This is a genomic window from Micromonospora sp. WMMC241, from assembly GCF_027460165.1.
In the GTDB taxonomy this organism is placed as follows: domain Bacteria; phylum Actinomycetota; class Actinomycetes; order Mycobacteriales; family Micromonosporaceae; genus Micromonospora; species Micromonospora humi.
In genome coordinates, this window is sequence record NZ_JAPZBF010000001.1 from 4,419,342 (window position 1) to 4,445,654 (window position 26,313).

General features: G+C 76.6%; 8 protein-coding genes. 6 read left to right on the forward strand and 2 right to left on the reverse strand.

Going from position 1 to position 26,313, the window contains the following annotated elements; all coding sequences use genetic code 11:
• Positions 1-226: 226 nt before the first annotated feature.
• Genes O7598_RS19885 through O7598_RS19910 form a run of 6 tightly spaced genes read left to right on the forward strand, consistent with a single transcriptional unit; the run spans position 227 to position 24,044 of the window.
• Positions 227-12,235 (forward strand): non-ribosomal peptide synthetase/type I polyketide synthase, encoded by a 12,009-nt coding sequence (locus O7598_RS19885; protein WP_269692827.1) that lies wholly within the window; start codon positions 227-229, stop codon positions 12,233-12,235.
• Positions 12,232-15,504 (forward strand): amino acid adenylation domain-containing protein, encoded by a 3,273-nt coding sequence (locus tag O7598_RS19890; protein WP_269692828.1) that lies wholly within the window; start codon positions 12,232-12,234, stop codon positions 15,502-15,504. Before O7598_RS19885 ends, O7598_RS19890 begins: the two co-directional genes overlap by 4 nt.
• Positions 15,501-16,544, forward strand: coding sequence for a TauD/TfdA family dioxygenase (locus O7598_RS19895; protein WP_269692829.1), 1,044 nt, complete (start codon positions 15,501-15,503; stop codon positions 16,542-16,544). Before O7598_RS19890 ends, O7598_RS19895 begins: the two co-directional genes overlap by 4 nt.
• Positions 16,541-17,560 carry a TauD/TfdA family dioxygenase gene (locus O7598_RS19900; protein ID WP_269692830.1) on the forward strand — a complete coding sequence of 340 codons (1,020 nt, stop codon included), beginning with the start codon at positions 16,541-16,543 and terminating at the stop codon, positions 17,558-17,560. Before O7598_RS19895 ends, O7598_RS19900 begins: the two co-directional genes overlap by 4 nt.
• The gene (locus tag O7598_RS19905; protein ID WP_269692831.1) at positions 17,557-22,875 is read left to right on the forward strand and encodes a non-ribosomal peptide synthetase; all 5,319 of its coding nucleotides are present in this window, start codon (positions 17,557-17,559) and stop codon (positions 22,873-22,875) included. Before O7598_RS19900 ends, O7598_RS19905 begins: the two co-directional genes overlap by 4 nt.
• The gene (locus O7598_RS19910; protein WP_269692832.1) at positions 22,872-24,044 is read left to right on the forward strand and encodes a trans-sulfuration enzyme family protein; all 1,173 of its coding nucleotides are present in this window, start codon (positions 22,872-22,874) and stop codon (positions 24,042-24,044) included. Before O7598_RS19905 ends, O7598_RS19910 begins: the two co-directional genes overlap by 4 nt.
• 4 nt (positions 24,045-24,048) lie before the next feature.
• On the opposite strand, the gene O7598_RS19915 is transcribed toward O7598_RS19910, so the two are convergent.
• Together O7598_RS19915 and O7598_RS19920 are read right to left on the reverse strand one after the other, a co-directional pair.
• Entirely contained in the window at positions 24,049-25,488 is a 1,440-nt protein-coding gene (locus O7598_RS19915; RefSeq protein WP_269692833.1) for a cryptochrome/photolyase family protein, read from the reverse strand.
• Positions 25,489-25,513: 25 nt separating this feature from the next.
• Positions 25,514-26,080 (reverse strand): winged helix-turn-helix domain-containing protein, encoded by a 567-nt coding sequence (locus O7598_RS19920; RefSeq protein WP_269692834.1) that lies wholly within the window; start codon positions 26,078-26,080, stop codon positions 25,514-25,516.
• Between the last annotated feature and the right edge of the window lie 233 nt (positions 26,081-26,313).

The following is a 26,313-nucleotide window of genomic DNA, read 5'->3' on the forward strand; positions in this document are numbered from 1 at the left end:
TTCTTACCGGCACCCGGGAATTGGCCGAACGTGTTGCCTCAGGCACCGAACGCGTCGACCGCCGACACGATCCGGGGATCGGCGGACAAAGATCGCCGGTGCCATGATGGGCGAGGTTCCCCATCGAGGAATCCTGATCTTTCCCATCACCCGGCCGATCCGGGCGCGGCTGTCCGCGCCCGGACGGAGCCCACCCGGCGGCCGGGCAGCGACGAAGGCGGAGGCGATGACCGACGTCCTGCGGACCCGGCGACCGGCCACACCGGAGCGGCCCGACCCCGGCCGCCCCGCGCCGGCCACCGCGGCCCAGCGCCAGATGTGGCAACTGGACCGGCTCGACCCCGGTTCGGCCGGCTACCTGGTGCCGTTGGCCTACCGGTTGCACGGCCCGCTCGACGTACCGGCGCTCTCCTCGACGCTCGACGACCTGGTGGCCCGGCACGCCGCGCTGCGCACCACGCTCGCGCCCGTGCCCGGCGGCGACGGCACCCGGCTGGTCCAGGTGGTCCACCCGCCGCGCCCGGGACTGCTGCGGGCGCACGACCTCAGCGGCCTGCCTAGCTGGCAGCGCGACCGGGAGGTGGCCGCCCGGCTGCGGGCCGCCGCGCGCGAGCCGCTCGACCTGACGCGCGGGCCGCTGCTCCGGGCCGAGCTGGTGCGTTGCGCGCCGGAGGAGCACGTACTGCTGCTGACCATCCACCACGTCGCGGTCGACGAATGGTCGCTGGGCATCCTGCACGAGGAGTGGGAACGGCTCTACGCGGCCCACCGCGCGGGGCGGCCGGTGGCGCTGGACCCGGTGACCGGCGACTGCCGCGACCACGCGATCCGGCAGCGGGACTGGCTCGCCGGGGCGGAGGCGTCGGCTCAGCTCGACTACTGGCGGGAGCAGCTCGCCGGCGCGCCGGCGGCGCTCGACCTGCCCACCCGGGGGCCACGGCCGGCGGTGCCGTCCCACGCGGGCGCCACCCTCGCGGTGCCGCTGGAGGTGCCCGCCGAGGAGCTTGCCGCGTTCTGCCGGCGGGCGCGGGTGTCGCCGTACATGGTGCTGCTGGCGGTGCTGCACGTGCTGTTGGCCCGGTGGACCGGCGAGCGGGACGTGGTGGTCGGCACGCCGGTGGCCGGCCGGCGCGGTCCGGAGACCCGGCAGCTCGTCGGCCTGCTGCTCAACACCGTCGCGATCCGGGCCCGGCTGGACGACGACCCGTCCTTCGACACGGTGCTGGACCGGGTGCGCGGCGCCGTGCTCGACGCCCTCAGCCGGGAGGAGCTTCCCTTCTCGACGGTGCTGGAGACGCTGCGCCCGGCCCGCCGGGCCGGCTTCGACCCGCTGTTCCAGGTGATGTTCGTGTACGGCCGCGAGGCCGCCCCGCCCCGGCTGGACGGCCTCCAGGTGAGCGCCGTCGAGGTGCCGGCGCAGACCGCCAAGTTCGACCTGACGGTCGCCGTCCGGGAGGACGACCGGGGTCTGCGGACCGTGCTGGAGTACCGCACCGACCTGTTCGACGCCGACACGATGACCCGCCTCGCCGGGCACTTCCAGACGTTGCTGACGTCGCTGCTGGCCGACCCCGGCGCGCCGGTCGGCTCGGCCGCGATGCTCACCGCCGCCGAACACCGGCGGCTGGTCGACGAGTGGAACCGCACCGCCACACCCGACGGGTCGGACGAGCCGGTCCACGTGCTGATCGAGGAGCAGGCCCGGCGTACCCCCGACGGGGTGGCGGTGACCGACGACGTGGCCGCGCTGAGCTACCGGGAGCTGCACGCCCGGGCCGAGGCGCTGACGGAGACGCTGCGCGCGCGGGGCGTCGGCGTCGGCAGCCTGGTCGGGGTGCTGCTGCCCCGCACGGTCGGATTCACCGTGGCGGTGCTGGCGGTGCTGCGGGCCGGCGCGGCGTACGTCCCGTTGGACCCGGCGAACCCGCCGGCCCGGCTGCGGCACCTGATCGACGACACCGCGGCCCGGGTCGTGCTCACCTGCGCCGAGCTGGCGCACCTGGTGCCCGGGGACGCGGCCCTGCTGGTGCCGGACACCGCGGCGACACCGGCCGGGCCGGCGCGCGGCGGCGGACCGCGACGACGGCCGCGACGACGGCCCGCGCCCACCGCGGACGACCTGGCGTACGTCATCCACACCTCCGGGTCGACCGGCCGCCCGAAGGGCGTGATGGTGACCCACCGGGGGGTCGCCAACTACGTGCGCTGGGCCGCCCAGGCCTACCGGCTGGGTGCCGGCGACGTGGTGCCGCTGCACTCGTCGGTCGGGTTCGACCTGACCGTGACGAGCCTGCTGGTGCCGCTGGCCGCCGGCGCCACGGTCCGGATGATCGGCGAGCACCTCGGCCCGGCCGCGCTGGGCGAGGCGCTGCGCGACACCGACACCCCGTTCGGCCTGGTCAAGATCACCCCGGCCCAGTTGGAGCTGGTCACGCACCAGCTGCGCCCGGAGGAGCTGGCCGGGCGGACCCGCTGCTTCGTCATCGGCGGCGAGAACCTGCGCGCCGACCAGGTCGCCCCGTGGCGGGCGCACGCGCCGGAGACCGCGCTGGTCAACGAGTACGGCCCGACCGAGACCGTGGTCGGCTGCGCCGCGTACGAGGTGGCGTCGGACACCCCGGTCGACGGCTCGGTGCCGATCGGCCGGCCGATCGCCAACACCACGCTGCACCTGCTCGACACGTGGGGCAACCCGGTGCCGGTGGGTGTGGTCGGCGAGCTGCACGTCGGCGGCGCCGGGGTGGCACGCGGCTACCTGGGGCAGCCGGACCGCACCGCCGAGCGGTTCCGGCCCGACCCGTTCGCCGGCGGGTCCGGCGCGCGCCTGTACCGCACCGGCGACCTGGCCCGCCGCCGCCCGGACGGGGTCCTGGACTACCTGGGTCGCACCGACCGGCAGGTCAAGGTGCGTGGCTACCGGGTCGAGTGCGGCGAGATCGAGGCGGCGATCCGGCGGCACCGGCCGCGCGCCGACGTGACCGTCCAGCTGCGCCACGACGACCCGGCCGACCCGTGCCTGGTGGCCTACCTGGCCGGCGACGGGGCGGACCCGGCGGGGTTGTCCGCCGCGCTCGCCGCCGAGCTGCCGTCCTGGCTGGTGCCGGCCGCGTTCGTGCGGCTCGACGCGCTGCCGCTGACCGGCAACGGCAAGGTCGACCCGGACGCGCTCCCCGCACCTGGCCGGCGCGACGTCCGCCGGATCGCCGGCGTGACCGGACCCGGAACCGCCGCTCCGAGCGGGGCCGGAACCACCGCCCGGACCGGGCCGGGGGCCGCCGGGACGCGACCGGCCGCTCCCGGCACCGCCGCCCCGGGCGACCCCGCGACGACCGTCCGGACCGGGCCCGAGGCCGCCGGTCGTGCGCCGGCCGGCGCCGGCACCGCCACGTCGGGACGGTGGGACGCCGACCGGGTACGCCTGGAGCGGCTGGTCACCCAGGTGTGGCGCGAGGTGCTGGGCGTCGACGAGGTCGGCCCGCGGGACAACTTCTTCGACCTGGGCGGGCACTCGATGCGGCTGCTGGCCGTGCTCGACCGGCTCCGCGACCGACTCGGCGACGTGCTGACCGCCACCGACCTGTTCCGCCACCCCACGCCCGAGTCGCTGGCCGCGTACCTCGTCGGCGTGACGTCGACCGGCGCGGACCGGCAACCGGCGGCGCCGCCCGTCCCGCGACCGACCACGACCGCCGGCCCGGCCGACGGGCCGGTCGCCGTGGTCGGCATGGCCTGCCGGTTCCCCGGCGCCCGTACGGTGGACGAGTTCTGGGCGAACATCCGCGACGGGGTGGAGTCGGTGGGCGAGTTCACCGTCGAGGAGATGCTCGCCGACGGCGCGGACCCGGCCCGGATCGACGACCCGGCGTACGTGCGGGCCGGCACCTTCCTGCCCGGCATCGACGAGTTCGACGCGTCCTTCTTCGGCTTCACCCCGCGCGAGGCGGAGACGCTGGACCCGCAGCACCGGCTGCTGCTGGAGTGCGCCTGGCACGCGCTGGAGCACGCCGGGCACGACCCGTCCCGCCACGCCGGCCGGGTCGGGCTGTTCGCCGGCTCGGGTCGCAGCTCCTACCTGCTCGACCACCTCACCGGCCACCCGGAGCTGACCGGCGGGCTCAGCGAACACCAGCTCTCGCTCGGCAACGACAAGGACTTCCTGCTCAGCCGCGTCGCCTACCAGCTCGACCTGACCGGTCCCGCAGTCACCGTGGCCACCGCCTGCTCCACCTCGCTGGTGGCCGTGCACCTCGGCCGGCAGAGCCTGCTCACCGGCGAGTCCGACGTGGTGCTGGCCGGTGGTGTCAGCGTCTTCCCCGCCCAGCGACGCGGCTACCTCTGGCACGACGGCGGCATCTACTCCCCCGACGGGCACTGCCGGCCGTTCAGCGCGGACGCGCGCGGCAGCATCGAGTCCAGCGGCGTGGGCGTGGTGGTGCTCAAGCGGCTGGCCGACGCGCTCGCCGACGGCGACACGGTCTACGCGGTGATCCGCGGCTCGGCGATCAACAACGACGGGGCGCGCCGCACCGGCTACACCGCGCCGGGCGTCGCCGGGCAGGTCGAGGTGATCAGCCGGGCGCTGGCCACCGCCGGGGTGAGCCCCCGGTCGGTGGGCTACGTGGAGGCGCACGGCACCGGCACCAGCCTCGGCGACCCGATCGAGGTCACCGCGCTGACCGAGGCGTTCCGGCGCGGCACCGACGCGCGGGGCTTCTGTGCGCTCGGCTCGGTGAAGGCCAACATCGGGCACACCGACGCGGCGGCCGGCGTGGCCGGCCTGATCAAGACCGTGATGGCGCTGTGGACGCGTACCCTGCCGCCGACCATCAACGTGGACCGGCCGCACCCGGCGATCGACGTCACGACCGGCCCGTTCCGGCTCGACCGCACCGCCGGCCCGTGGGCGGCCGACGGTCCGCGCCGGGCCGGGGTCAGCTCGTTCGGCATGGGCGGCACGAACGCGCACGTGGTCCTGGAGGAGCCGCCGGCGGCGCCGGCCCGGCCGCCGGTGCCGGCCGTGCCGGGGCCACGGCTGCTGGTGGTGTCGGCGCGCACCCCGGCCGCGCTGGAGCGCGCCACCGGGCAGCTGCGCGACCACCTCGACGCCCACCCCCGGGTGGCGCTCGCGGACGTCGCGGCGGCGCTGGGCCGCCGGCAGCCGATGACCCACCGGCGGTACGTGGTGGCGACGGACCGCGCCGACGCGGTGTCCGCGCTGGACACGCCGGCCCGCCGGTTCACCGGGGCGCACCCGGGCGGCCGCCGGACGCTGGTGTTCGCCTTCCCCGGGCACGGCGCCCAGCACGTCGCGATGGGCGCCGGGCTGCACCGGGCCGAGCCGACCTACCGGGCCGTGGTGGACGAGTGCGTCGACCTGCTCGGCGCCGACCTGGGCCGGGACCTGCGCGCGGTGCTCGACCCGGCGCCGGGCGGGCACGCGGCGGCGCAGCGGCTGCTCGACCGTCCCGCCCTGGTGCAGCCCGCGCTCTTCGTCACCGAGTACGCGCTGGCCCGCACGCTGCTGGCCCGGGGCGTCACCGGGGACCTGATGGTCGGGCACAGCCTCGGCGAGTACGTGGCCGCCTGCCTGGCCGGCGTCTTCTCCCTCGCCGACGCGCTGCGCCTGGTGCGGGTGCGCGGCGAGCTGGTGGAACGCACGCCGGCCGGGGCGATGCTCGCGGTAGGGCTGCCCGAGACGGCGGTGACCGGGCTGCTCGACGACGGGCTGTCGCTGGCCGCCGTGAACGCCCCGGAGCTGTGCGTGGTCTCCGGCGACCCGACGGCGGTCGGCCGGATGCGGGACCGGCTGACCGCCGACGGCGTCGACTGCCGGCCGCTGCGGGTGGCCCGCGGCTACCACTCCGCGCTGCTCGACGAGATCCTGGACGAGTTCGCCGCGCACGCCGCCACTGTCGACTACGCCGAACCCGAGCGCCCCTTCCTCAGCAACCTGACCGGCGGTCCGGTCACCCCGGGCCTGGTCACCGATCCGGCGTACTGGGTGCGGCACCTGCGGGAGCCGGTCCGGTTCGCCGAGTCGGCGGCGCTCTGCGCCGAGCAGGAGGCGGCCGTGGTCGAGCTGGGGCCCGGGCACGCGCTCGGCGGCCTGGCCCGGCTGGCCGGGGTGCGCCCGACCCACGCGGTGGCGGCGATGCGGCATCCCCGCGCCGACGCCGACGACCTGGCGACGCTGCTCGACGCGGTGGGACGGCTCTGGCTGGCCGGCGTCCCGGTCGACGCGGACCGGTTCCACGGCGACGGCGACCGGCGGGTCCCGCTGCCCGGCTACCCGTTCGAGCGGCGCCGCCACTGGATCGCGCCCGCTGCGCGACCGGGCACGGGCTCGCCGCCCTCCGGTCCGGGCCCGGTCGCTGTCGCGGCAGCCGGGCCGGGCGACGCGGACGCGGACGGCGCGTCGACCGCGACGCCGTCCGGGGGTACGGGCACCGCGCCGGGCGACGCCGGCAACCGGCCGGAGCTGAGCACCGCGTACGTGGCGCCGGCCGGCCCGGCCCAGGAGGCGGTGGCCGAGGTGTGGGCCGACCTGCTCGGCATCCGGCCGATCGGCGCGCACGACGACTTCTTCGAACTGGGCGGGCACTCGCTGCTCGCCACCCAGGTGGTGGTGCGGCTGCGCGCCCGCCTCGGCGTCGCGGTGCCGCTGGAGACGGTCTTCGCCCGGCCCACCGTCGCGGCGCTGACGACGGCGCTGCCGGTGACCGGCGACGTCGAGCGTCCGGCGCCGCGCCCGGCCGACCCGTCCCCGGTGGAACCGCCCGCCGGGGAGCGCATCCCCCGCGCCGCGCCGGACGCCGGCCCGGCGCCGCTCTCCTCCGGCCAGCACCGCCTGTGGTTCCTCGACCAGGCGTACGCGCAGAACGCCTACACCGTCGGCACCACGCTGCTGCTCGACGGCGTGCTCGACCGGGACGCGCTGTGCGCCGCGCTGGCCGGGCTGGTGCGGCGGCACGAGGCGCTGCGCACCGTGTTCCCGCTCGGCCCGGACGGCGACCCGGTCCAGCGGGTGCTCCCGGCCGGGCCGGTGGAGCTGCCGGTGCTGACCGCCCCGGCGGAACCGGACCCGACCGTGCCGGTGAGCATCGTCGAGCCGGCGGTGGCCGGGACGCTGCCCGGCTGGGTGCACGCCGCCCTCGCCGCCGACGTGCGACGCCCCTTCGACCTGGCCGCCGGGCCGCTGTTCCGGGCCGTGCTGCTGCGCGTCGCCGACGACCGGCACGTGCTGTCGCTGACCATGCACCACGCCGTCTCCGACGGCTGGTCGCTGGGCGTGGTGGCCCGCGAGGTGGCCCTGCGCTACGCCGCCGCGCGGGAGGGACGCGCCGATCCGCTGCCCGAACTGGACGTCCAGTACGGCGACTACGCGCGTTGGCAGCGCGGCCGGCTGGCCGCGAAGGACAGCCCGGACCTGGCGTACTGGCGTGGTCAGCTGGCCGGGGTGCCGGCCGCCCTGGAGCTGCCCACCGACCGGCCGCGCCCGCCGGTGCAGACGTTCGACGGCGCGGTGAGCACGCTGGTCCTGCCCCGGCCGGCCGCCGACGCGGTGCGCCGGTTCGGTCAGGAGCACGGCGCCACGCTGGCGATGACGTTGCTGGCCGCGTGGCAGACGTTGCTCTTCCGGTGGACCGGCCAGCGCGACGTCTGCGTCGGCACGCCGGTCGCCGGCCGGGTCCGCGCCGAGCTGGAGCCGCTGGTCGGCTTCTTCGTCAACATGCTGCCGATGCGGACCGTGCTGGACGGGGACTGGACGTTCACCGAGCTGCTCGGCCGGGTCCGGCGCACCGCGCTGGACGCGTACGCGCATCAGGAGGTGCCGTTCGAACGGCTGGTGGACCTGGTCGACGCGCCCCGCGACCTGAGCCGCAACCCGCTGTTCCAGGTGATGTTCAACCTGCTCAACGTGCCCGAGCAGCGGGACGTGGACGCGGCCGGGGTGCGGATGACCCCGTTCGCGGTCGAGCCCGGCATCGCCCAGCAGGACCTGGCGTTGTACGCGTACGAGGTGGCCGAGGGGCTGCGGTTCCGGCTGGAGTACAACACCGCGCTGTTCGACGCCGCGACCGCCGAGCGGATGGTCGGCCACCTGGAGACGCTGCTCGCCGCCGCGGTCGGCGCCCCGGACACCCGGCTGGCGGCGCTGCCGCTGCTCACCGCCGCCGAGCACGCCCGACTCGCCGGCTGGAACGACACCGACGCGCCGGCCCGCTGGGACACCCCGCCCGGCCGGGTGCCGACGCTCGTCGACCTCGTCGCCCACCAGGTGGCGGCGAACCCCGACCGGCCGGCCGTGACGTTCGGTGCCGCCACCCTGGACTACGCCACGCTGGACGCCCGCGCCAACCGGCTGGCGCACCGGCTGCGCCGGGCCGGGGTCGGCCCGGACGTGCCGGTCGCGGTCTGCCTGCCCCGCTCGGCCGAGCTGCCGGTCGCGCTGCTCGGCGTGCTCAAGGCCGGCGGCGCGTACGTCCCGGTGGACCCGGAGTACCCGGTGGAGCGGCAACGTTACGTGCTGACGCACAGCGGCGCCCCGGTGCTGGTCACCGAACCGGGCCTGGCCGACCGGTTCGCCGGCTTCGACGGCACGGTGACGGCGCCGGACGCGGACGGCGAGCCGGACACCGCGCCGCCGCCGTCGGTCGGACCGGACCACCTGGCGTACCTGATCTACACCTCCGGCTCGACCGGGCGACCCAAGGGTGTCCGGGTCACCCACGGCGCGGTGGTCAACACGCTCGCCGCGATGCGCGAGCGCCCCGGCCTGACCCGCGACGGCACCATGCTGGCGATGGCCAGCTTCGCCTTCGACATGTCCGTGCCGGAGCTGTTCCTGCCGCTGGTGGTCGGCGCCCGGATGCTGCTGGTGGACCGGGACGTCGCCTACGACGCGTCCCGGCTGGCCGCACTGCTCGCCGCCGAGCGGGTCACGCTGGCCCAGGGCACGCCGACGACCTGGCGGCTGCTGATCGAGTCCGGCTGGACCGGCACGCCCGGGCTCACCGCGGTCTGCGGCGGCGAGGCGGTGCCCGCGCCGCTGGCCCGGCAACTGGCCGACCGGGTCGACGCGCTGTGGAACCTGTACGGGCCGACCGAGGCCGCGGTCTGGGCCACCATGGATCGGATCACCGCGGCGGAGACCCGGCCCACGATCGGACGGCCGATCGGCAACATGCGGGCGTACGTGCTCGACGCGGCGGCGCGGCCGGTCCCGGTGGGCGTGCCCGGCGAGATCCACCTGGGCGGGCCGGGGCTGGCCCGCGACTATCACGGCGACCCGGCGCTGACCGCCGCGCGTTTCGTGCCCGACCCGGCCGGCGGCGGCCGGCTCTACCGCACCGGCGACCTCGGCCGGCGGCTGGCCGACGGCCGGATCGAGTTCCTCGGCCGGGGCGACTCGCAGGTGAAGGTGCGCGGGTTCCGGATCGAGCTGGGCGAGATCGAGGCGGTGCTGCGCCGGCACGACGCGGTCCGCGACGCCGCCGTGGTGGTGCGCGAGGACGCGGGCGAGAAGTCCGTGGTGGCCTACCTGACCCTGGCCGGCGGGCCCGAGCCGGACGCCGGGGGCGAGGTGACCGCCGACTTCGCCGCCGATCCGGCGCCCTGGCGGGCGTACGCCCGAACCTGGCTGCCGGACTACATGGTGCCGTCGGCGTTCGTGCCGCTGAACCGGATGCCGCTCAACGCCAACGGCAAGGTCGACCGGGCGGCCCTGCCCGCGCCCCGCCGCGACCGGGCCGCGGCCGGTGCCGGCGAGCCGGACACCCCGCTGCGGGCGGCGTTGGCCCGGCGCTGGGCGGAGGTGCTCGGCTACGACCGGGTCGGCATCGACGACGACTTCTTCGACCTGGGTGGCGACTCGTTCCGGGCGATCAAGGCGCTGGCCGGCAGTGACCCGGCGATCAGCGTGCTCGACCTGTTCCGCCACCCGAGCATCCGGGCGTTGACCGCGCACCTGGACGCCACCGGCGGCTCGGCCGGCCGGCTCCTGCACGAGCTGACCCCGGCCCGGCCGGGCACGGCGACCACGCTGACGCTGCTCTGCGTACCGTTCGGCGGCGGTTCCGCGATCACCTTCCAGCCGCTCGCGGACGCCCTGCCGGCCGGGGTGTCGCTCTACGCCCTGGAACGGCCCGGCCACGACCTGAACCGCCCGGACGAGCCGATGCTCGACCTGGACGAGCTGGTGGACGGCTGCGTGGCCGAGGTGGTCGAGCGGATCACCGGCCCGGTGGCGGTGTACGGGCACTGCGTCGGCGGCGCCGAGGCGGTGGAACTGGCCCGCCGGTTGGAGGCGGCCGGCGTCGAGGTCACGGGCGTGGTGATCGGCGCGCACTTCCCCGCGCCCCGGCTGCCCGGCCGGGTGTTCGGCTGGCTGCGCCGGTGGTTCCCGGTGGAACGCTGGGCGTCGAAGCGGCGCACGCTGGAGTCGCTGCGTGCGATGGGCTTCTTCACCGAGGTCTTCGACGCCGCCGAGAAGGACTTCGTGATGCGGGTGGTCCTGGCCGACTCGGCCCGGGGCGAGGACTACTACACCGACGTCTACGCCGCCGGCCTGCCGGCGAAGCTGTCCGCGCCGCTGGTCTGCGTGGTCGGCGGCGGCGACCGGGCCACCGAGCTCTACCAGGAGCGTTACCTGGAGTGGGAGTTCTTCGCCGACCGGGTGTCGCTGGAGGTCATCGACGGCGCCGGCCACTACTTCGCCAAGCACCAGCCGGCCGAGCTGGCCACGATCATCCTGGCGCACTGCGCCGCCGCGCCCGCTCCGGCGGACGCGGACCGGCCCGCCGCCGTACCCGGGAACGCGCGGCCGGCCCGGGCGGCCCGGACCGCCCCGGCGGCGGTGAGAGCGGCGGACGTCGCGGCCCGGCGGGCGGCGCCCAGCCTGGCGGTGTTCTACCTGGTCGCGATCGGCCAGCTCGTGTCGCTGATCGGCAGCGGGTTGACCGCGTTCGGCATGGGACTGTGGGTCTACCAGCGCACCGGCTCGGTGTCGCTGTTCGCCACCGCCACCGTGCTGGCGCTGCTGCCGGCCGTGGTGCTCTCGCCGATCGCCGGCGCGCTCGCCGACCGGTGGGACCGCCGGAGAATCATGGTGCTCGCCGACTGCCTGGCCGCCACCGGCACGGTGAGCCTGGCGCTGCTGCTCTGGCTCGGTCAGCTGCACCTCTGGCACATCCTCACCGCGATCACCGTCACGGCCGTGGCCACCGCGTTCCAGCAACCCGCCTACCAGGCGGCGGTCACCCAGCTCGTGCCGAAGCGCTACTACGGGCGGGCCAACGGCATCGTCTCGCTCGGGACCGCCACCAGCACCGTGCTGGCCCCGCTGGTCGGCGGCGCGCTGGTGCTCGCGGTCGGGCTGCGCGGCATCGTGGTGATCGACCTGGTCACGTTCGTGGTGGCGGTGACCGTGACGCTGTCGGTCCGCTTCCCGGACACGCTCTTCGTGCGGCGGGAGGAGCCGTTCCGGCGCGAGGTGCTGGGCGGCTGGCGGTTCATCGTCCGGCGGCACGGGCTGGTCGCCCTGGTCGTGCTGGTGGCGTCGCTGAACTACTTCTTCGCCATGGTCGAGGTGCTGGTCACCCCGCTCACGCTCTCCTTCGGCGACCCGGCGGCGCTCGGCCGGGTGCTGGCCGCCAGCGGCGTCGGCATGGTCGTCGGGTCGGTGCTGATGGGCGTCTGGGGCGGCACCGCCCGGCGGACCACCGGCATCCTGGCCAGCGTCGTGCTGCTCGGCGTCTCGCTGCTCACCGTCGGGCTGCGGCCGGACCCGCTGTTCCCGGCGCTCGGCCTGTTCGGCATGGGCCTGGCCACCGCGCTGGTCAACACGCACTGGCTCGCCATCGTGCAGGCCAAGGTGGGCCTGGAGTTGCAGGGTCGAGTGCTCGCCATGGCGCAGATGCTGTCCTGGTTGATGGTGCCGGCCGGCTTCCTCAGCGCCGGCCCGCTCGCCGAACACGTGCTCGCCCCGCTGGCCCGCCCCGGCGGCCCGCTGGCCGGGCTGGTCGGCACCGGGCCGGGGCGGGGCATGGCGCTGGCCGCGATCCTGGCCGGGCTCTGCGCGCTGGCGCTCGCCGCCGCCGGCATCGCGTACCGGCGGATCCGGCGGCTGGAGGACGAGCTGCCGGACAACGACCCGGGCCGCGTCGTCCTGGCCGACAAGGACCGCATCCAGGAGGAGGCGGACCGCCGCCTCGCCGCCGTGGCGTGCCCCCGGTGAGCGCGCCCGTCCGGCCCGCCGGCCCGACCCGCCGCGCCGCCGCCCGCCGCCCCGGCGGCGCACCGGCCACCGTGGACTGCCTGCATCGGATGCTCGCCGCGCAGGCCGCCCGGACCCCGGACGCGGAGGCGGTCCGGCGGGGCGACGCCACGCTCACCTACCGGGACCTCGACCGGGCGGCGAACCGGCTGGCCCGGGTGCTGCTCGCCGCCGGCGTCGCGCGCGGCGACCGGGTCGGTGTCTGCCTGCCGCGTACGCCCGAGCTGGTGGTCGCGCTGCTCGCCGTGCTCAAGGCCGGTGCCGCGTACGTGCCGCTGGACCCGGCGTACCCGGCGGCCCGGGTGGCGTTCATGACCGCCGACTCGGGAGCCCGGCTGGTGCTGACCACCGCCGACCTCGCCGGCCGGTTCCCCGGCCCGACCGTGCTGACCGACCGGCTCGACCCGGCCGGGGACGCCACCGAACCGGCGGCCCCGGTCGCCGCGGACGACCTGGCGTACGTCATCTACACCTCCGGCTCCACCGGGCGGCCCAAGGGCGTAGCGATCGAGCACCGCTCGGCGTCGACGCTGCTGCACTGGGTGCGGCATACCTTCGACGACACCGAGCTGGGCGGGATGCTCGCCGCCACCTCGGTCTGCTTCGACCTGTCCGTCTTCGAGATCTTCGGCCCGCTCGCCTGGGGCGGCCGGGTGCTGCTGGTCGACGACGTGCTGGCGCTGGCCGCACCGGGCGCGGACCGGCTGCCGGTGACGCTCGTCAACACCGTGCCGGCCGCGATGGGTGAGCTGCTCACCGCCGGGGCGCTGCCGCCCGGCGTCCGCACGGTCTGCCTGGCCGGTGAGCCGCTGACCGCCGCGCTGGCCGCCCGGGTGTGGGCGCGTCCGCACGTGCGCCGGCTGTGCAACCTGTACGGCCCGTCCGAGGACACCACGTACTCGACCTGGGCCGAGGTGCCGCCGGACGGCGGTGACCCGCCGATCGGCCGGCCGTTGCCGGGCACCCGGGCGTACGTGCTCGACCCGGACGGCCGGCCGGTGCCGCCCGGCGAGTCCGGTGAGCTGTACCTGGCCGGCGCCGGGCTGGCCCGCGGTTACCTGGACCGGCCGGCGGAGACCGAGGCCCGCTTCCGGCCGGACCCGTTCCGTCCCGGCGAGCGGATGTACCGCACCGGCGACCGGGTGCGGTTGCGCCCGGACGGGCAACTGGCCTACCTGGGCCGGCTGGACGACCAGGTGAAGCTGCGCGGCTACCGGATCGAACCGGGCGAGGTGGCCGCCCGGCTCGCCGCCCTGCCCGGCGTACGGGAGGCGACCGCCGCCGTCCGGCCCGGCCCGAGCGGGGACCCGCTGCTGGTCGGCTACCTGGTCGGGGACCGGCGCGACGACGTGCGGGCCCGGCTGGCCGAGGTGCTGCCGGCGCCGCTGGTGCCGGCGGCCGTGGTCTGGCTGGACCGGCTGCCCACGCTCCCCAACGGCAAGGTGGACCGGGCGGCCCTGCCCGCGCCGGACCTCGGCTGCGCCGCCGACCACGCTCCGCTCGACGGCACCGCCGCCGTGGTGGCGGGGGTCTGGCGGAGCCTGCTGGGGGTGCCGGTCGGCGGCCCGGACGACGACTTCCTCGCGCTCGGCGGCGACTCGCTGCTCGCCGTCCGGTGCGCCACCCGGCTGGCCGACGTGACCGGCCACCGGATCGACCCCGGTGACCTGTTCGCCCACCCGACCGTCGCCGCGCTCGCCGCCCACCTGGACGCGCTCGCTCCGCCCCGGGGTGAGCCGGCGCACCGGCCCGAAGGTCCGGGCAGTGGCGGCCGCCCGACGGACCACGCCGACGACGACCCGGCGGCCCGGCTCCACCCCGGGCCGGCAGCGACGGCGGCCCGGCCGGCAGCGACCGGCTCCCCGACCGGCGGGCCCCCCGGGGACGCACCGGCGCCGCTGTCCGCGGCGCAACGGCGGTTCTGGTTCCTGCACCGGCTCGACCCGGCCGACACGTCCTACCTGCTGGCGTTCGCGGTCCGCTTCGCCGCGCCGGTGGACGCGGACCGGCTGACCCGGGCGCTGCACCGGGTGGTCGACAGGCATCCCGCGCTGCGTACCGTCTTCCCCACCGGGCCGGACGGGCCGGTGCAGGTGGTCCGCCCGGACGCCCGGCCGGACCTCGTCGTCGCGCCGCCCGAGCCGGGCGTCCCGCTCGACGACCGGCTCGCCCGGCTGGCCGCCGAGGCCACCACGACGCCGGTGGACCTGGCGACCGGGCCGCTGCTGCGCGCGCACCTGCTGCCGGACGTCGCCGGCCGGGCGGAGGCGCTGCTGCTGGTGGTGCACCACGCGGTCGCCGACGACTGGTCGTTCGGGGTGCTGGTACACGACCTCGCGGAGGCCTACGACGACCCGGACGCGCCCGCCGAGCCGGCACCCGGCCCGGCCGCCCTGGCCGCCGCGCAGCACGCCTGGCTGGCCGGCCCCGCCGGCCGCCGCGCGGCGGCCGAGCTGCTGCGCGAGCTGCACGGCGCCCCCACCCTCCTGGAGGTAAGGAGGGGCCCCCGCTTAACGCCTCCGGTAGAGGAGGGGGCCCCGCTTAACAACCCGGCCCGGCGGGGCGCCGCGCTGCGGACCACTGTGGATGCGGCGACGGCGGCGGCGGTGCGGGAACTGGCCCGTACGAGCCGCGCCAGCCTGCACATGGTGGGGCTGGCCGGGTTCGCCGCGCTGCTCGGCGCCGCCGCCGGCCGGGACGACCTGCTGGTCGGCGTCGCGTTCGCCGGGCGCACCAGCGTGGCCGCCGAACGCGGCGTCGGCTGCCACGTCAACACGCTGCCGCTGCGCCTGCGCCCGACCCCGGACCGGAGCTTCGCCGACCTGCTCGCCGAGGCGCGGCGGGTCACGCTGTTCGCCGCCGCCCGCCAGGACGTCCCGTTCGACCTGCTGGTGGAGCGGCTGCGCCCGGCCCGCCGGCCGGGCCGCAACCCGCTCGTGCAGGTCGCGTTCGGGGTGCAGAACGCCCCGCCGGCCCGGCACCGCAGCGTCGTCGGTGGCGAGTTCACCGGCGTCGAGCTGACCCCGGACGCGGCCCGCCTCGACCTGACGCTCTGGCTCGACGACCGGCGGGACGGGCTGGACGCGCTCTGGACCTACCGCACCGACCTGTTCGACCACCACACCGTGGTGGCGTGGCACCGCCGCCTCACCGCGCTGCTGCGTACCGCCGCCGCCGATCCCCGGCGCAGTCTCGCCGACTGCGTCGACACCGCTGGGAGTGAGAGATGACCGATCAGATCCGGGTCGCGCGGCCCGTCCCCCGCCGCGGCCGGGAACGGAACCTGGTGGACGTACGACCGGACTGGCCGGGCGGGCCGCTGCCGGCGCTGGTGCGCGCCACGGTGCCCGACGTGGACCTGGCCGGCTGGCTGGCCGGGCACCGCGACGAGGTGGACGAGCTGGCCCGCCGCGCCGGCGCGGTGCTGTTCCGCGGCTTCGCGGTGGCCGGCGCGGACGACTTCCGCACCGTGATGGCGGCGCTCTCCGGCGACGTGCTGGCCTACGGCGAGCGGTCCTCGCCGCGCAGCCGGGTCACCGACGGCGTCTACACCTCCACCGAGCACCCGGCCGACCAGCCGATCGTGCTGCACAACGAGCAGTCGTACACGGTCACCTGGCCGCTGCGCATCGTGTTCCACTGCGAGGTCGCGCCGGCCGGCGGCGGCCGTACGCCGCTGGCGGACAGCCGCCGGGTGCTGGCCCGGTTGCGCCCGGAGACGGTCGCCGAGTTCGAGCGGCGGGGCGTGCTCTACCGGCGCAACTACCTGCCCGGCATCAGCCTGTCCTGGCAGACCGCGTTCCAGACCGACTCCCGCGCCGAGGTCGAGGCATACTGCGCGCGCGCCCTGATCGACGTGGAGTGGGTGGGCGAGACGCAGTTGCGCACCCGGCAGGTGCGCCCGGCGGTGCGGCGGCACCCGGTCACCGGGGAACGCACCTGGTTCAACCACGCGTTGTTCTTCCACGTCACCTCGCTGCCGGCGGACGTGAGCGCCGGGCTGCGGGCCGCGCTGGCCGAGGAGGACCTGCCCTACCAGACCGCGTACGGCGACGGCACGCCCGTCCCGGACGAGGTGCTGGCCGAGCTGCGGGCCGCGTACGCCGCGGAGACCCGCTCGTTCGACTGGCGGGAGGGGGACGTGCTGCTGGTGGAGAACATGCTCGCCGCGCACGCCCGGGAGCCGTTCACCCCGCCCCGGCGGATCCTCACCGCGATGTCCGACCCGGTGGCCGCGCCGGAGCTGGGCGCGGAAGGTGGCAGAGCATGAGCGCCCCGGGACCGCGCCGCCGCGCCGTCGGCGGCACCGCCACCGAGCCGGTGACCCGCCGCACGCTCGGTCCGGACGGGTTCGTGCTGCTGGTCGAGGCCGCCGTGCCCGACCTCGACCTGGCCGGCTGGCTCGCCGGGCGGCGGGCCGAGCTGCTGGCCGACCTGGACCGGCACGCCGCGGTGTTCTTCCGCGGCTTCGACGTGCGCAGCGCCGACGACTTCGGCCGGGCGGCCCGGGCGGTCGGCCCGGAGCTGCTCGGCTACCTGGAGCGGGCCGCGCCCCGGCACGAGGTGGCCGACAAGGTCTTCACCTCCACCGAGTTCAACGCCGCCCAGTGGATCCCGCTGCACCACGAGATGTCGTACTCGCACAACTGGCCGACGCACCTCTACTTCCACTGCGCGCAGCCGGCCACCGGCAGCGGCGGCGCGACCCCGCTCGCCGCCGAGCGGGTGATCACCCCGCTGATCCCGGCGGAGGTGCGGGAACGGTTCGCCCGCGACGGCGTGCGCTACGTGCGCAACTACGGCCCGCACCTGGACCTGCCCTGGCAGGAGGCGTTCCAGACCACCGACCGAGCGGAGGTGGAGGCGTACTGCGCCGCCTCGGCGACGGAGTTCACCTGGCTGGGCGACGACGGGCTGCGGACCGTGGCGCGGCGGCAGGCGACGGCCACCCACCCGCGTACCGGGGAGACGGTGTGGTTCAACCACGCCCATCTGTTCCACGTGTCGAACATGCCGCCCGAGGTGGCCGGCGCGCTGCTGCGCGAGTACGGCCCGGAAGGGCTGCCCCGCAACGCCCACTACGGCGACGGCGAGCCGATCGGAGACGAGGTGGTCGGCGGCATCCGTGAGCTGTACCGGCAGCACGCGATCTCCGTGCCCTGGCGGCGCGGCGACGTGCTGGTGGTGGACAACTTCCTGGCCACCCACGGCCGGGAACCCTTCACCGGCGACCGGCAGATCCTGGTCGCCATGTCCGACCTCTACGTCAACCGGAGTGTGTGGTGAACGGATACCGTCTGTCCCCGGTCCAGCGGCTGGCCTGGGCCGGCAAGCAGGACCTGGTCCGGGCCCGGGTGCGGCTGGACCGGCCGCTCGACGCGGCCCGGTTGCAGGCCGCCGTCGACGCGGTGGTGGCCCGGCACGAGGCGCTGCGGCTGACCCTGGTGCACCATCCGGGCCTGCGGGTGCCGCTGCAGGACGTGGACGACGACCGGACCGTCACCGTCGGCGCGCAGGGCGAGCTGTCGGTGACGCTCACCGACCACACGCTGGAGCTGGCCGCCACCCCGCTGGTCGCCGACCCGGCCAGCCTGCGCCTGGTCCTGGCCGACCTGGCCCGGGCGTACGCGGGGGACCTGCCGCCGGCCGAGGAGGAGGCGTTGCAGTTCCTCGACGTCACCGAGTGGCAGGTGGAGGAGCGGGAGCAGGCCCCGACGCCGGCGCCGGTCGCGCCGGCCGCCCGGCTGGTCGAGCCGCACGGCGACGACCCGGGCGCGGTGGTCACCGCCACGCTGCCCGCCGCCGACCTGACCGGCATCGCCGAGGTCGCCGGCTGCGCCGTCGACACGGTGCTGCTGGCCGCCTGGGCGCTCGCCGTCGCCCGCCGGGCGGAGGCGCCCGACGAGGCCGACGACGCGGACCTGGTGCTGGCCCGCTGGCACGACGGCCGGCGGGCCGAGGGCACCGCCGCCGTGGTCGGCCCGCTGGGCGGCTACGGCCCGCTGCGGCTGGCCCTGCCGCTGCCGGCCGCGCCGGCCGAGCTGCTGGCCGCGGTACGCGCCGCCGAGGCCACCGCCGACGAGACGTTCCACCTGGTCGACCCGGTCGACGAGAGCACCGGCGCGGTGGCCGGGTTCGCGGTGCAGCCGGCCGTCGCCCCGGACACCCTCGCCGCCCTGGGCGCGACGACCGCCGAGGTGCCCGTCCCGCCGCCGCCGACCGGCCCCCGGCTCACCGTGCTCACCGACACCGGCGACGGCGACGGCACCGGCATCGGCGAAGCCGGCGAGGGCGACGGCATCGGCGAGGGCGAGGTCACGCTCCGGGTCACCGGCGGGCAGTGGCTGCTCGACTCGCTGGTTGCCGCGCTGCGCAGCCTGCCCGCCGCGCTCGCCGGGGACGCGCCGCTGGCCGTGCTCGGCGCCGGGGAGGCGAGCTGGCTCTCCGAGGCCGGCGGCACGGCGGGCGCGGCGTCGACGCGTACCCTCGTCGACCTGCTCGACGCGGGCCTGACCGGGATGGCACCGCAGGCTCCGGCCGTGGTCGCGGCCGACGGCGCGTACCCGGCCGAGGAACTGGACCGGCGGGCCGCGCGGGTGGCCGCGGCGCTGGCCGCGCGCGGCCTGGCCGGCGCGCCGGTGGGCGTGCTCGCGACCCGCTGCCGGGACACCGTGGTGGCGTTCCTCGGCGTGCTGCGGGCCGGCGCGGTGTTCGTGCCGCTCGACCCGGACGCCCCGGGGCCGCGCCTGGCCGCGCAGCTGCGCGCGGTCGGCGCGGAGTGCGTGGTCGGCGTCGGCGGGCCGGCCACCGTGTCCGTGGACGAGCTGGTCGCGGCCGGCGGTCCGCCGCCGGTCGCGCCGGTCCCGACCGACCCGGCCTACGTCATCTTCACCTCCGGCTCGACCGGCACGCCCCGGCCGGTGCGGGTGTCGCACGCCGCCGCCGCGCACCTGGCCGGCGCGCTGGAGGCGACCGTGTACGCGGGCCGTCCGGCCGGGCTGCGGGTGGCGGTGAACGCGCCGCTGACGTTCGACGCCTCGGTGAAGCAGCTCGTGCAGCTCGCCCACGGGCGGAGCCTGTTCCTGGTGCCCGATGACGTGCGGCGCGACGGCGCCGCGCTCGCCGCCACGCTGGCCGAGCACCGGGTGGACGTGCTCGACCTGACCCCGTCGCAGGCGCGGATCCTGCTCGCCGGCGCGGGCGACACCCCGCTGCCCGGGCTGCTGCTGCTCGGCGGCGAGGCCGTGCCCGAGGACCTGTGGGCCGAGGTGGCGGCGCTGCCGGGCGTGCGGGCGGTCAACCTGTACGGCCCGACGGAGTGCACGGTGGACACCACGATCGCGGAGATCCGCGCCGCGGACCCGCCGACGATCGGCCGGCCGCTGCCCGGCGTCGCGGTGCGGGTGCTCGACGAGGGGCTGCGCCCGGTGCCGCCGGGCGTGGCCGGCGAGCTGTGCGTGGCCGGCCCGCAGCTCGCCGACGGCTACCTCGGTGACGAGGAGGCCACCGCCCGCCGGTTCGTGGCGCTGCCGCTGCCCGACGGCGGCGTCGAGCGGGTCTACCGCACCGGCGACCGGGTCCGCTTCGACGCGCACCGGCGGCTGCGCTACCTGGGCCGGCTCGACGACCAGGTGAAGATCCACGGTTTCCGGGTGGAGCCGGGCGAGGTCGCCGCCGTGCTGCGCGGCCACCCGGAGGTGGCCGACGCCGCCGTGGTCGCCCGCGACGACGACGGGTACGGCGACCGGCTGGTCGCCTACGTCCGGCCCCGCGCCGGGGTCGCGCTGGACCTGGCCCGGGTCACCGGGATCAACCCGCACGAGACCCGCTACCTGTACGACGAGATCTTCACGCAGCGGGTCTACCTGCGCGACGGGATCGTGCTGCGCCCCGGCGCGACAGTGCTGGACGTGGGCGCGAACATCGGCATGTTCTCGCTCTTCGTGCACCAGGTCTGTCCGGACGCGACGATCCACGCGTTCGAGCCGGTGCCGGCCGTGGTGGAGGCGCTGCGCCGCAACGTCGCCGAGTTCGGCGTGCCGGCCACGGTGCACGCGCACGGGCTGTCCCGGGAGCCGGGCGAGGTGTCGTTCACCTACTACCCGGGCTACTCGATGATGTCCGGCCACGCCGCGTACGCCGACCCGGACGCGGAGATCGGGGTGATCAAGCGGTACCTGGCCAACGAGCGGGACGCCGGCGCGGGCGAGCGGGACGTGCTGCTCGACCGCGCCGACGAGCTGCTCGCCGAGCGGTTCGCCGGCCGGGAGCTGACCGTGCCGGTGCGACCGCTGTCGGCGGTGCTGGACGAGCTGGCCCCGGCCCGGGTCGACCTGCTCAAGATCGACGTACAGCGCGCCGAGGCGGACGTGCTGGCCGGGCTGGACGACCGGCACTGGCCACTGGTCGCGCAGGTCGCCATGGAGGTGCACGACGCGCCCGGCACCGCCACCGCCGGCCGGCTGGCCGAGCTGGTGGCGCTGTTGGAGGCGCGCGGCTTCACCGTGGTCACCCGCCAGGACGACCTGCTCGCCGGCACCGACCGGCACACCCTGCACGCGGTCCGCCCGGAGTACGCCGCCGCCTCGGACGCGGTGGCGGACACCGCCCCGGCGACCGGATCCGTCGCGCCGCACCGGGAGTGGCTCGCGCAGTGGCTGCCGGCGCACCTGGTGCCGGCCGCCGTGGTGGTGCTCGACGCGCTGCCGCTGACCCGCAACGGCAAGCTGGACCGGGCGGCGCTGCCCGCACCGGCCACGGAGCGGCCGGCCGGCGACCCGGCGGCGACACCGGCCAACCGGGCCGAGGAGATCCTGGTCGAGGCGTGGCGCGAGGTGCTCGGGGTGGCCACGTTCGGCGTCACGGACAGCTTCTTCGCGCTCGGCGGCGACTCCATCCGCAGCATCCAGATGCAGGTGGCGGCGCAGAAGCGCGGGTTGTCGTTCCAGCTCAACGACATCTTCACCCACCAGACCATCCGGGAGCTGGTGGCGCACGGCCGGATCACGCTCGACGGCGTCGCGCCCGAGCCGGCCGCGTACGACGGCCGGTTCACGCTGGTCGGCGCCGCCGACCGGGAGCGGCTGCCGGCCGGGCTGGCCGACGCGTACCCGATGACCGCGCTCCAGCTCGGCATGGTCTACCACGGCGAGCTGACCGGCGACCCGGCCGTCTACCACAACGTCACCGCGCACGAGGTGGCCGCGCCGCTGGACGGCCCGGCACTGCGCCGCGCCCTCGCCGCCCTGGTGGACGCGCACCCGGTGCTGCGGACCGGCTTCGCGCTCGGCACGTACGCCGAGCCGTTGCAGCTCGTGCACGCGCGGGTGCCGGTCGACCTGCCGGTGACGGACCTGACCGGCCTCGACGCGCCCGCCCGCCGGACCCGGATCGACGCGCTGGTCGCCGAGGAGCGCCGTCGCCCGTTCGACTGGACCCGGCCGCCGCTGCTGCGGCTGCACGCGGTCCGCACCGGCGGCGACGGGTTCACGCTGCTGGTCGCCGAGCACCACAGTGTCCTCGACGGCTGGAGCCTGCACCTGCTCCTGTCCGACCTGCTCGCCGGGTACGACCGGGAGCGGGCCGGCACGCCCGCGCCCGTCGACGCCGGGCTGCCGTTCCGGGAGTACGTGGCGGCCGAGCGGGCGGCCCTGGCCGACCCGGCGATCCGGCGGTTCTGGCTGGACGGCGCCGGCGCCGCGCCGCCGGTGCTGGTCGGCGGCGCGCAGCCGAGGACCACCACCACCCAGCGGGTGCCGCTGCGGGCCGGCACCACCGAGCGGGTGGCCGCCGTCGCCCGGGACGCCGGCGTGCCGGTCAAGTCCTGGCTGTTCGCCGTGCACCTGCGGCTGCTCGGGGAGCTGGCCGGCCGGGACGACGTGGTCAGCGGACTGGTGGTCGGCGGCCGGCCGGAGGGCGAGGGCAGCGCGGCCACGCTCGGGCTGTTCCTCAACACGCTGCCGGTGCGCCTCGCGCTGGGCACCCGGTCGGTGGCCGAGCTGGCCGCCGAGGCGTGGCGGGCCGAGCGGGAGCTGATGGGACGCCACCGCTTCCCGCTCGCCGAGATCGTCCGGGCCGGCGGGGCGGGTCCGCGTTTCGACCACTTCTTCAACTGGACGCACTTCCCGCCGCGTCCGGCCGGCGACGGCAGTCGCGTCGTGGACAGCCGGGGCGTCACCGTGGACGTGGCGTTCAGCCTCGCCGTCGACGCCGAGCTGGACGCCGGGCGCCTCGGGCTGATGGTCCAGTACGACCACCGGCACGTCCCGGCCGACCGGGTGGACGCGCTCGCCGACGGCTTCCGCCGGTTGCTGGCGGCCGACCCGGACGCGCCGCTGCCGCCGGTGGCCGCGCCGTCGCCGGTGGCCGCCGCCGACGCGCGGCAGGAGTGGGCGGACCGGGTGGCGTCGGCCTGGCAGGAGGTGCTGGGCACCGCGCCGCGTGACCCGGAGTCCGGCTTCCTCGCCGCCGGCGGTGACTCGCTGCGCGCGCTGCGGCTGGTCACCGTGCTGCGCCAGCGTCACGGCAGCGACCTGACGCTGCCGGAGTTCACCGCGCTGGGCAGCTACCGGGCGCTGGTGGACCGGGTGGTCCGCGGATGACCGGGTTCGGCACCGCCGCGGTGCACGGCGACGACGGCCTGGTCCCCGGCGGGGCGGTCGCGCCGCCGATCGTGCAGAGCACCACGTTCAGCGCCGAGTCCGACGAGCGGTTCACCGAGATCGCCACCGAGGCGCGCGGCAGCGCGTTCTACACCCGCTACGGCAACCCGAACCACGCGCAGGTGGCCGCCGTGGTCGCCGCCCTGGAGGGCGCGGAGACCGGGCTGGTCACGGCGTCCGGGATGGGCGCGATCAGCACCGTCGCGCTGGCCCTGCTCGCCGCCGGCGACCACGTGGTGGTGCAGCGCAGCACGTACGGGGGCACCACCTCGCTGGCCACCGGGCTGCTGGCTCGCTTCGGGGTCGCCTGCACCACGGTCGACCAGACCGACTCCGACGCGTTCGCCCGGGCGCTGCGGCCGGAGACCCGGCTGGTGCTGGTGGAGACGCCGAGCAACCCGCTGCTGGAGCTGACCGACCTGGCCGCCGTCGTCGAGGCGGCGCACGCGGCCGGCGCGCTGGTGGTGGTGGACAACACGTTCGCCACCCCGGTGAACCAGCGCCCGCTGGCGGCCGGCGCGGACCTGGTCTGGCACAGCGGCACGAAGTTCCTCGGTGGACACTCCGACGTGTCCGCCGGGGTGGTGGCCGGCGGCGCGGAGCTGATCGAGCGGGTGTGGCGGACGTCGATCGTCACCGGCGCCACGCTCGGCCCGGTGGACGCCTGGCTGCTGCTGCGCGGCCTGCGCACGCTGTCGCTACGGGTGGAGCGGCACAACGCCAACGCGCTCGCCCTGGCCGAGGCGCTGGAGGGCCACCCGGCGGTGGCCCGGGTCCGCTATCCCGGGCTGCCCTCGCACCCCCAGCACGAGCTGGCCCGCCGGCAGATGACCGGCTTCGGCGGGGTGCTCGGCGTCGAGCTGGCCGCGGGCCGCGACGGCGCGGCGGCGCTGCTGGCCGGGCTGCGCCTGGCGAAGCGGGCGGCCAGCCTCGGCAGCGTCAGCACGCTCGTGGTGCATCCGCGCTCGATGTGGGCCGGCATCGTGGACGCCGAGCAGCTCGCCGCGACCGGGATCGGCGCGGGCCTGGTGCGCGTCTCCACCGGCATCGAGGACACCGCCGACCTGGTGGCCGACTTCCTGACCGCGCTGGAGAAGGTGCCGGCCTGACCGTTCAGGGCGCCTCGTCGCCGCGCTTCTCCTCCTGGGCCAGCACCGCGTCGCGGCGCTGCGGGTCGGTGCGCTCGGCCAGCTCGGCGGCGAGGCGCGGGTCGGCCGCGAGTCGCTCCCGGTTGCGGTGCAGGAACGCCTCGAAACCGCCGGTGTACGGGCACGCGTCGTCGCCGAGCGTCACCTTCGGCACGTAGCGGCAGCCGCCGCAGGGTGCGCCGGCCCGGTCCAGGTGCGCGCCGTCGAACGCCCACGGGTGGCTGTCGATGCGGGCCAGGTCGGCGTACTGGCTCATGCCGATGACGGTGGCGTTCATGACCCAGTCGGTGCCGTCGACGAAGCTGCGCCGGAACCAGTCGGCCAGCTCGGCGGGGCGCCAGCCGCGTTGCAGGCCGTAGTTGCCGAGCACGGTCAGCCGGGCGGTCTGGTGCGCCCATCCGGTGTCGCGCACGCCGGCGAGCACGTCGGCGAGGCAGCGCGCCTCCACCGCGTCCGCGTCGAGCCGGTCGAACCACTCGGGCAGCGGCCGGGTGGCGCCGAGCCAACCGGTGCCCCGGTAGCGCGGCTCGAAGTACCAGTAGAGCTGCCACAGGAACTCGCGCCAGCCGAACAGGCCGCGCACGAACCGGTGCACCGCCGCCGCCGGCGCGGCGCCGGTGCGGCCGGCGCGCTCGGCGGCCCGGATCGCCGGTTCCGGGTGGAGCAGGCCGCTGTTGAACGAGGACGACAGCATGCTGTGTGCGAGCCGGCCGTCGCCGTCGCCGAGCACGCCCTCGGTGTCGGCGTACGCGGGCAGCCGGTGGTCGAGGAAGTGGGTGAGCCGGGCCTGCGCCTCGGCGTGTGTGGCCGGGTAGCGCCGCGGCGCGTCCCGTCCGACGAACCGGATCCCCTCGGCCTGCCAGCGGTCCAGGTCGCGGCGCACCTGCGCGTCGATGTCGTCCTCGACGATCGGCGGCGGTGGCGGCGCCTCGACCGGCGTGCGGTTGCGGGGTCGGCGTCCCGGGGCGGGCAGGTCCCGCAGCACGCCGTGCCGGCCGCGCGCGTACCGGTAGAAGTCGGCCATCCGGAGCTGGCCGCGCCGCCGGTCGGCCCAGGCCGCGAAGTCGGCCCGGTCGGTGACGAAGCCGCGTGGCGGCAGCACGGTCAACCCGTCGACGGTACGGGCGAACGCGAGCGCCGCCCGCGACGGCGGGTGCACCACCTCGACCGGCTCGCCGAGGGCGGTGAGCGCCTCGCGGAAGGTGTCGGCGCGGACCAGTCGCGCCCGGTCGCCGAGTTCCGCGGCCCGGTGCCGCAGCGCGGACAGGGTCAGGTGTGCCTTCTGCCGGTGCAGCGGCCGGTGGGCGAACAGCGACCGGGTCTCCACCAGCAGGACGCGTTGCGCGTCGTCGTCGAGGAAGTGGGGACCCAGCTGGTCCGCCAGGAGCCAACGCCAGCGTGACATGTCCACCATCTTTCCCTCTCGGCCGTCAGCTGCCGCGCACGCTGGGGCGGCGATGGTCGGTCAGCCGCAGCCCGACGCCGCGTACGGCGACGACCGTGACCCCGGTGCCCAGCTCGTCGAGCTTGCGGCGCAGCCGTTTGACCAGGGACTGCACGTCGGCGCGGCGCCGGTTCGGCGCGTCGTGCCAGACCGCGTGGTGCACTTCGGCGTAGCTCCACACCCGTACCGGCTCGGTGGTCAGGCAGGTGAGCAGGTCGCGTTCCAGCCGGGTCAGGGTGACCTCCCGGTCGCCCCAGCGGGCGGTGGACCGGGCCGCGTCGATCACCAGCGCGCCGTCGGGCGGGGTGTCGGGCGGGGGCCCCGCCACCTCCGAAGGCGACAACGGGGGCCCTCGCCTGACGTCCTCCGCGGGGGCGATCAGCTCGCGCAGCTCGTCCAGGTCGGCCACCAGCAACAGCGGTGCCACGCCGTCCAGCAGCTCGGTGAGCCGCAGCCGCTCGGCCGGGGACGGCGTCACGCCGATCACGAGCGAGAAGGGATGCTCCGCCGGGTCGGTGCCGGCGGAGGTGGTATTCGAGTTGTCGTCGGTCACCGTGCCCCCACCGTGACAATGACTGTCAACCGGGCCCTCGATCGGTAAACCTGTTGGTGACAAGTTGCTCACGTACGGTCATTGATCGCCCTTGGTGTCGATCATAGTGTCCACACAGGTGACCGGCGTAGACCCGCACGGCGCCTAGGGGGCCTGGGGGGTTCGTTTCAAACCGGTGTGACCAGTCGGGAGCGCGTGCTCCTGGCCCTTCCGTCATGGCTCGATCATCCGCG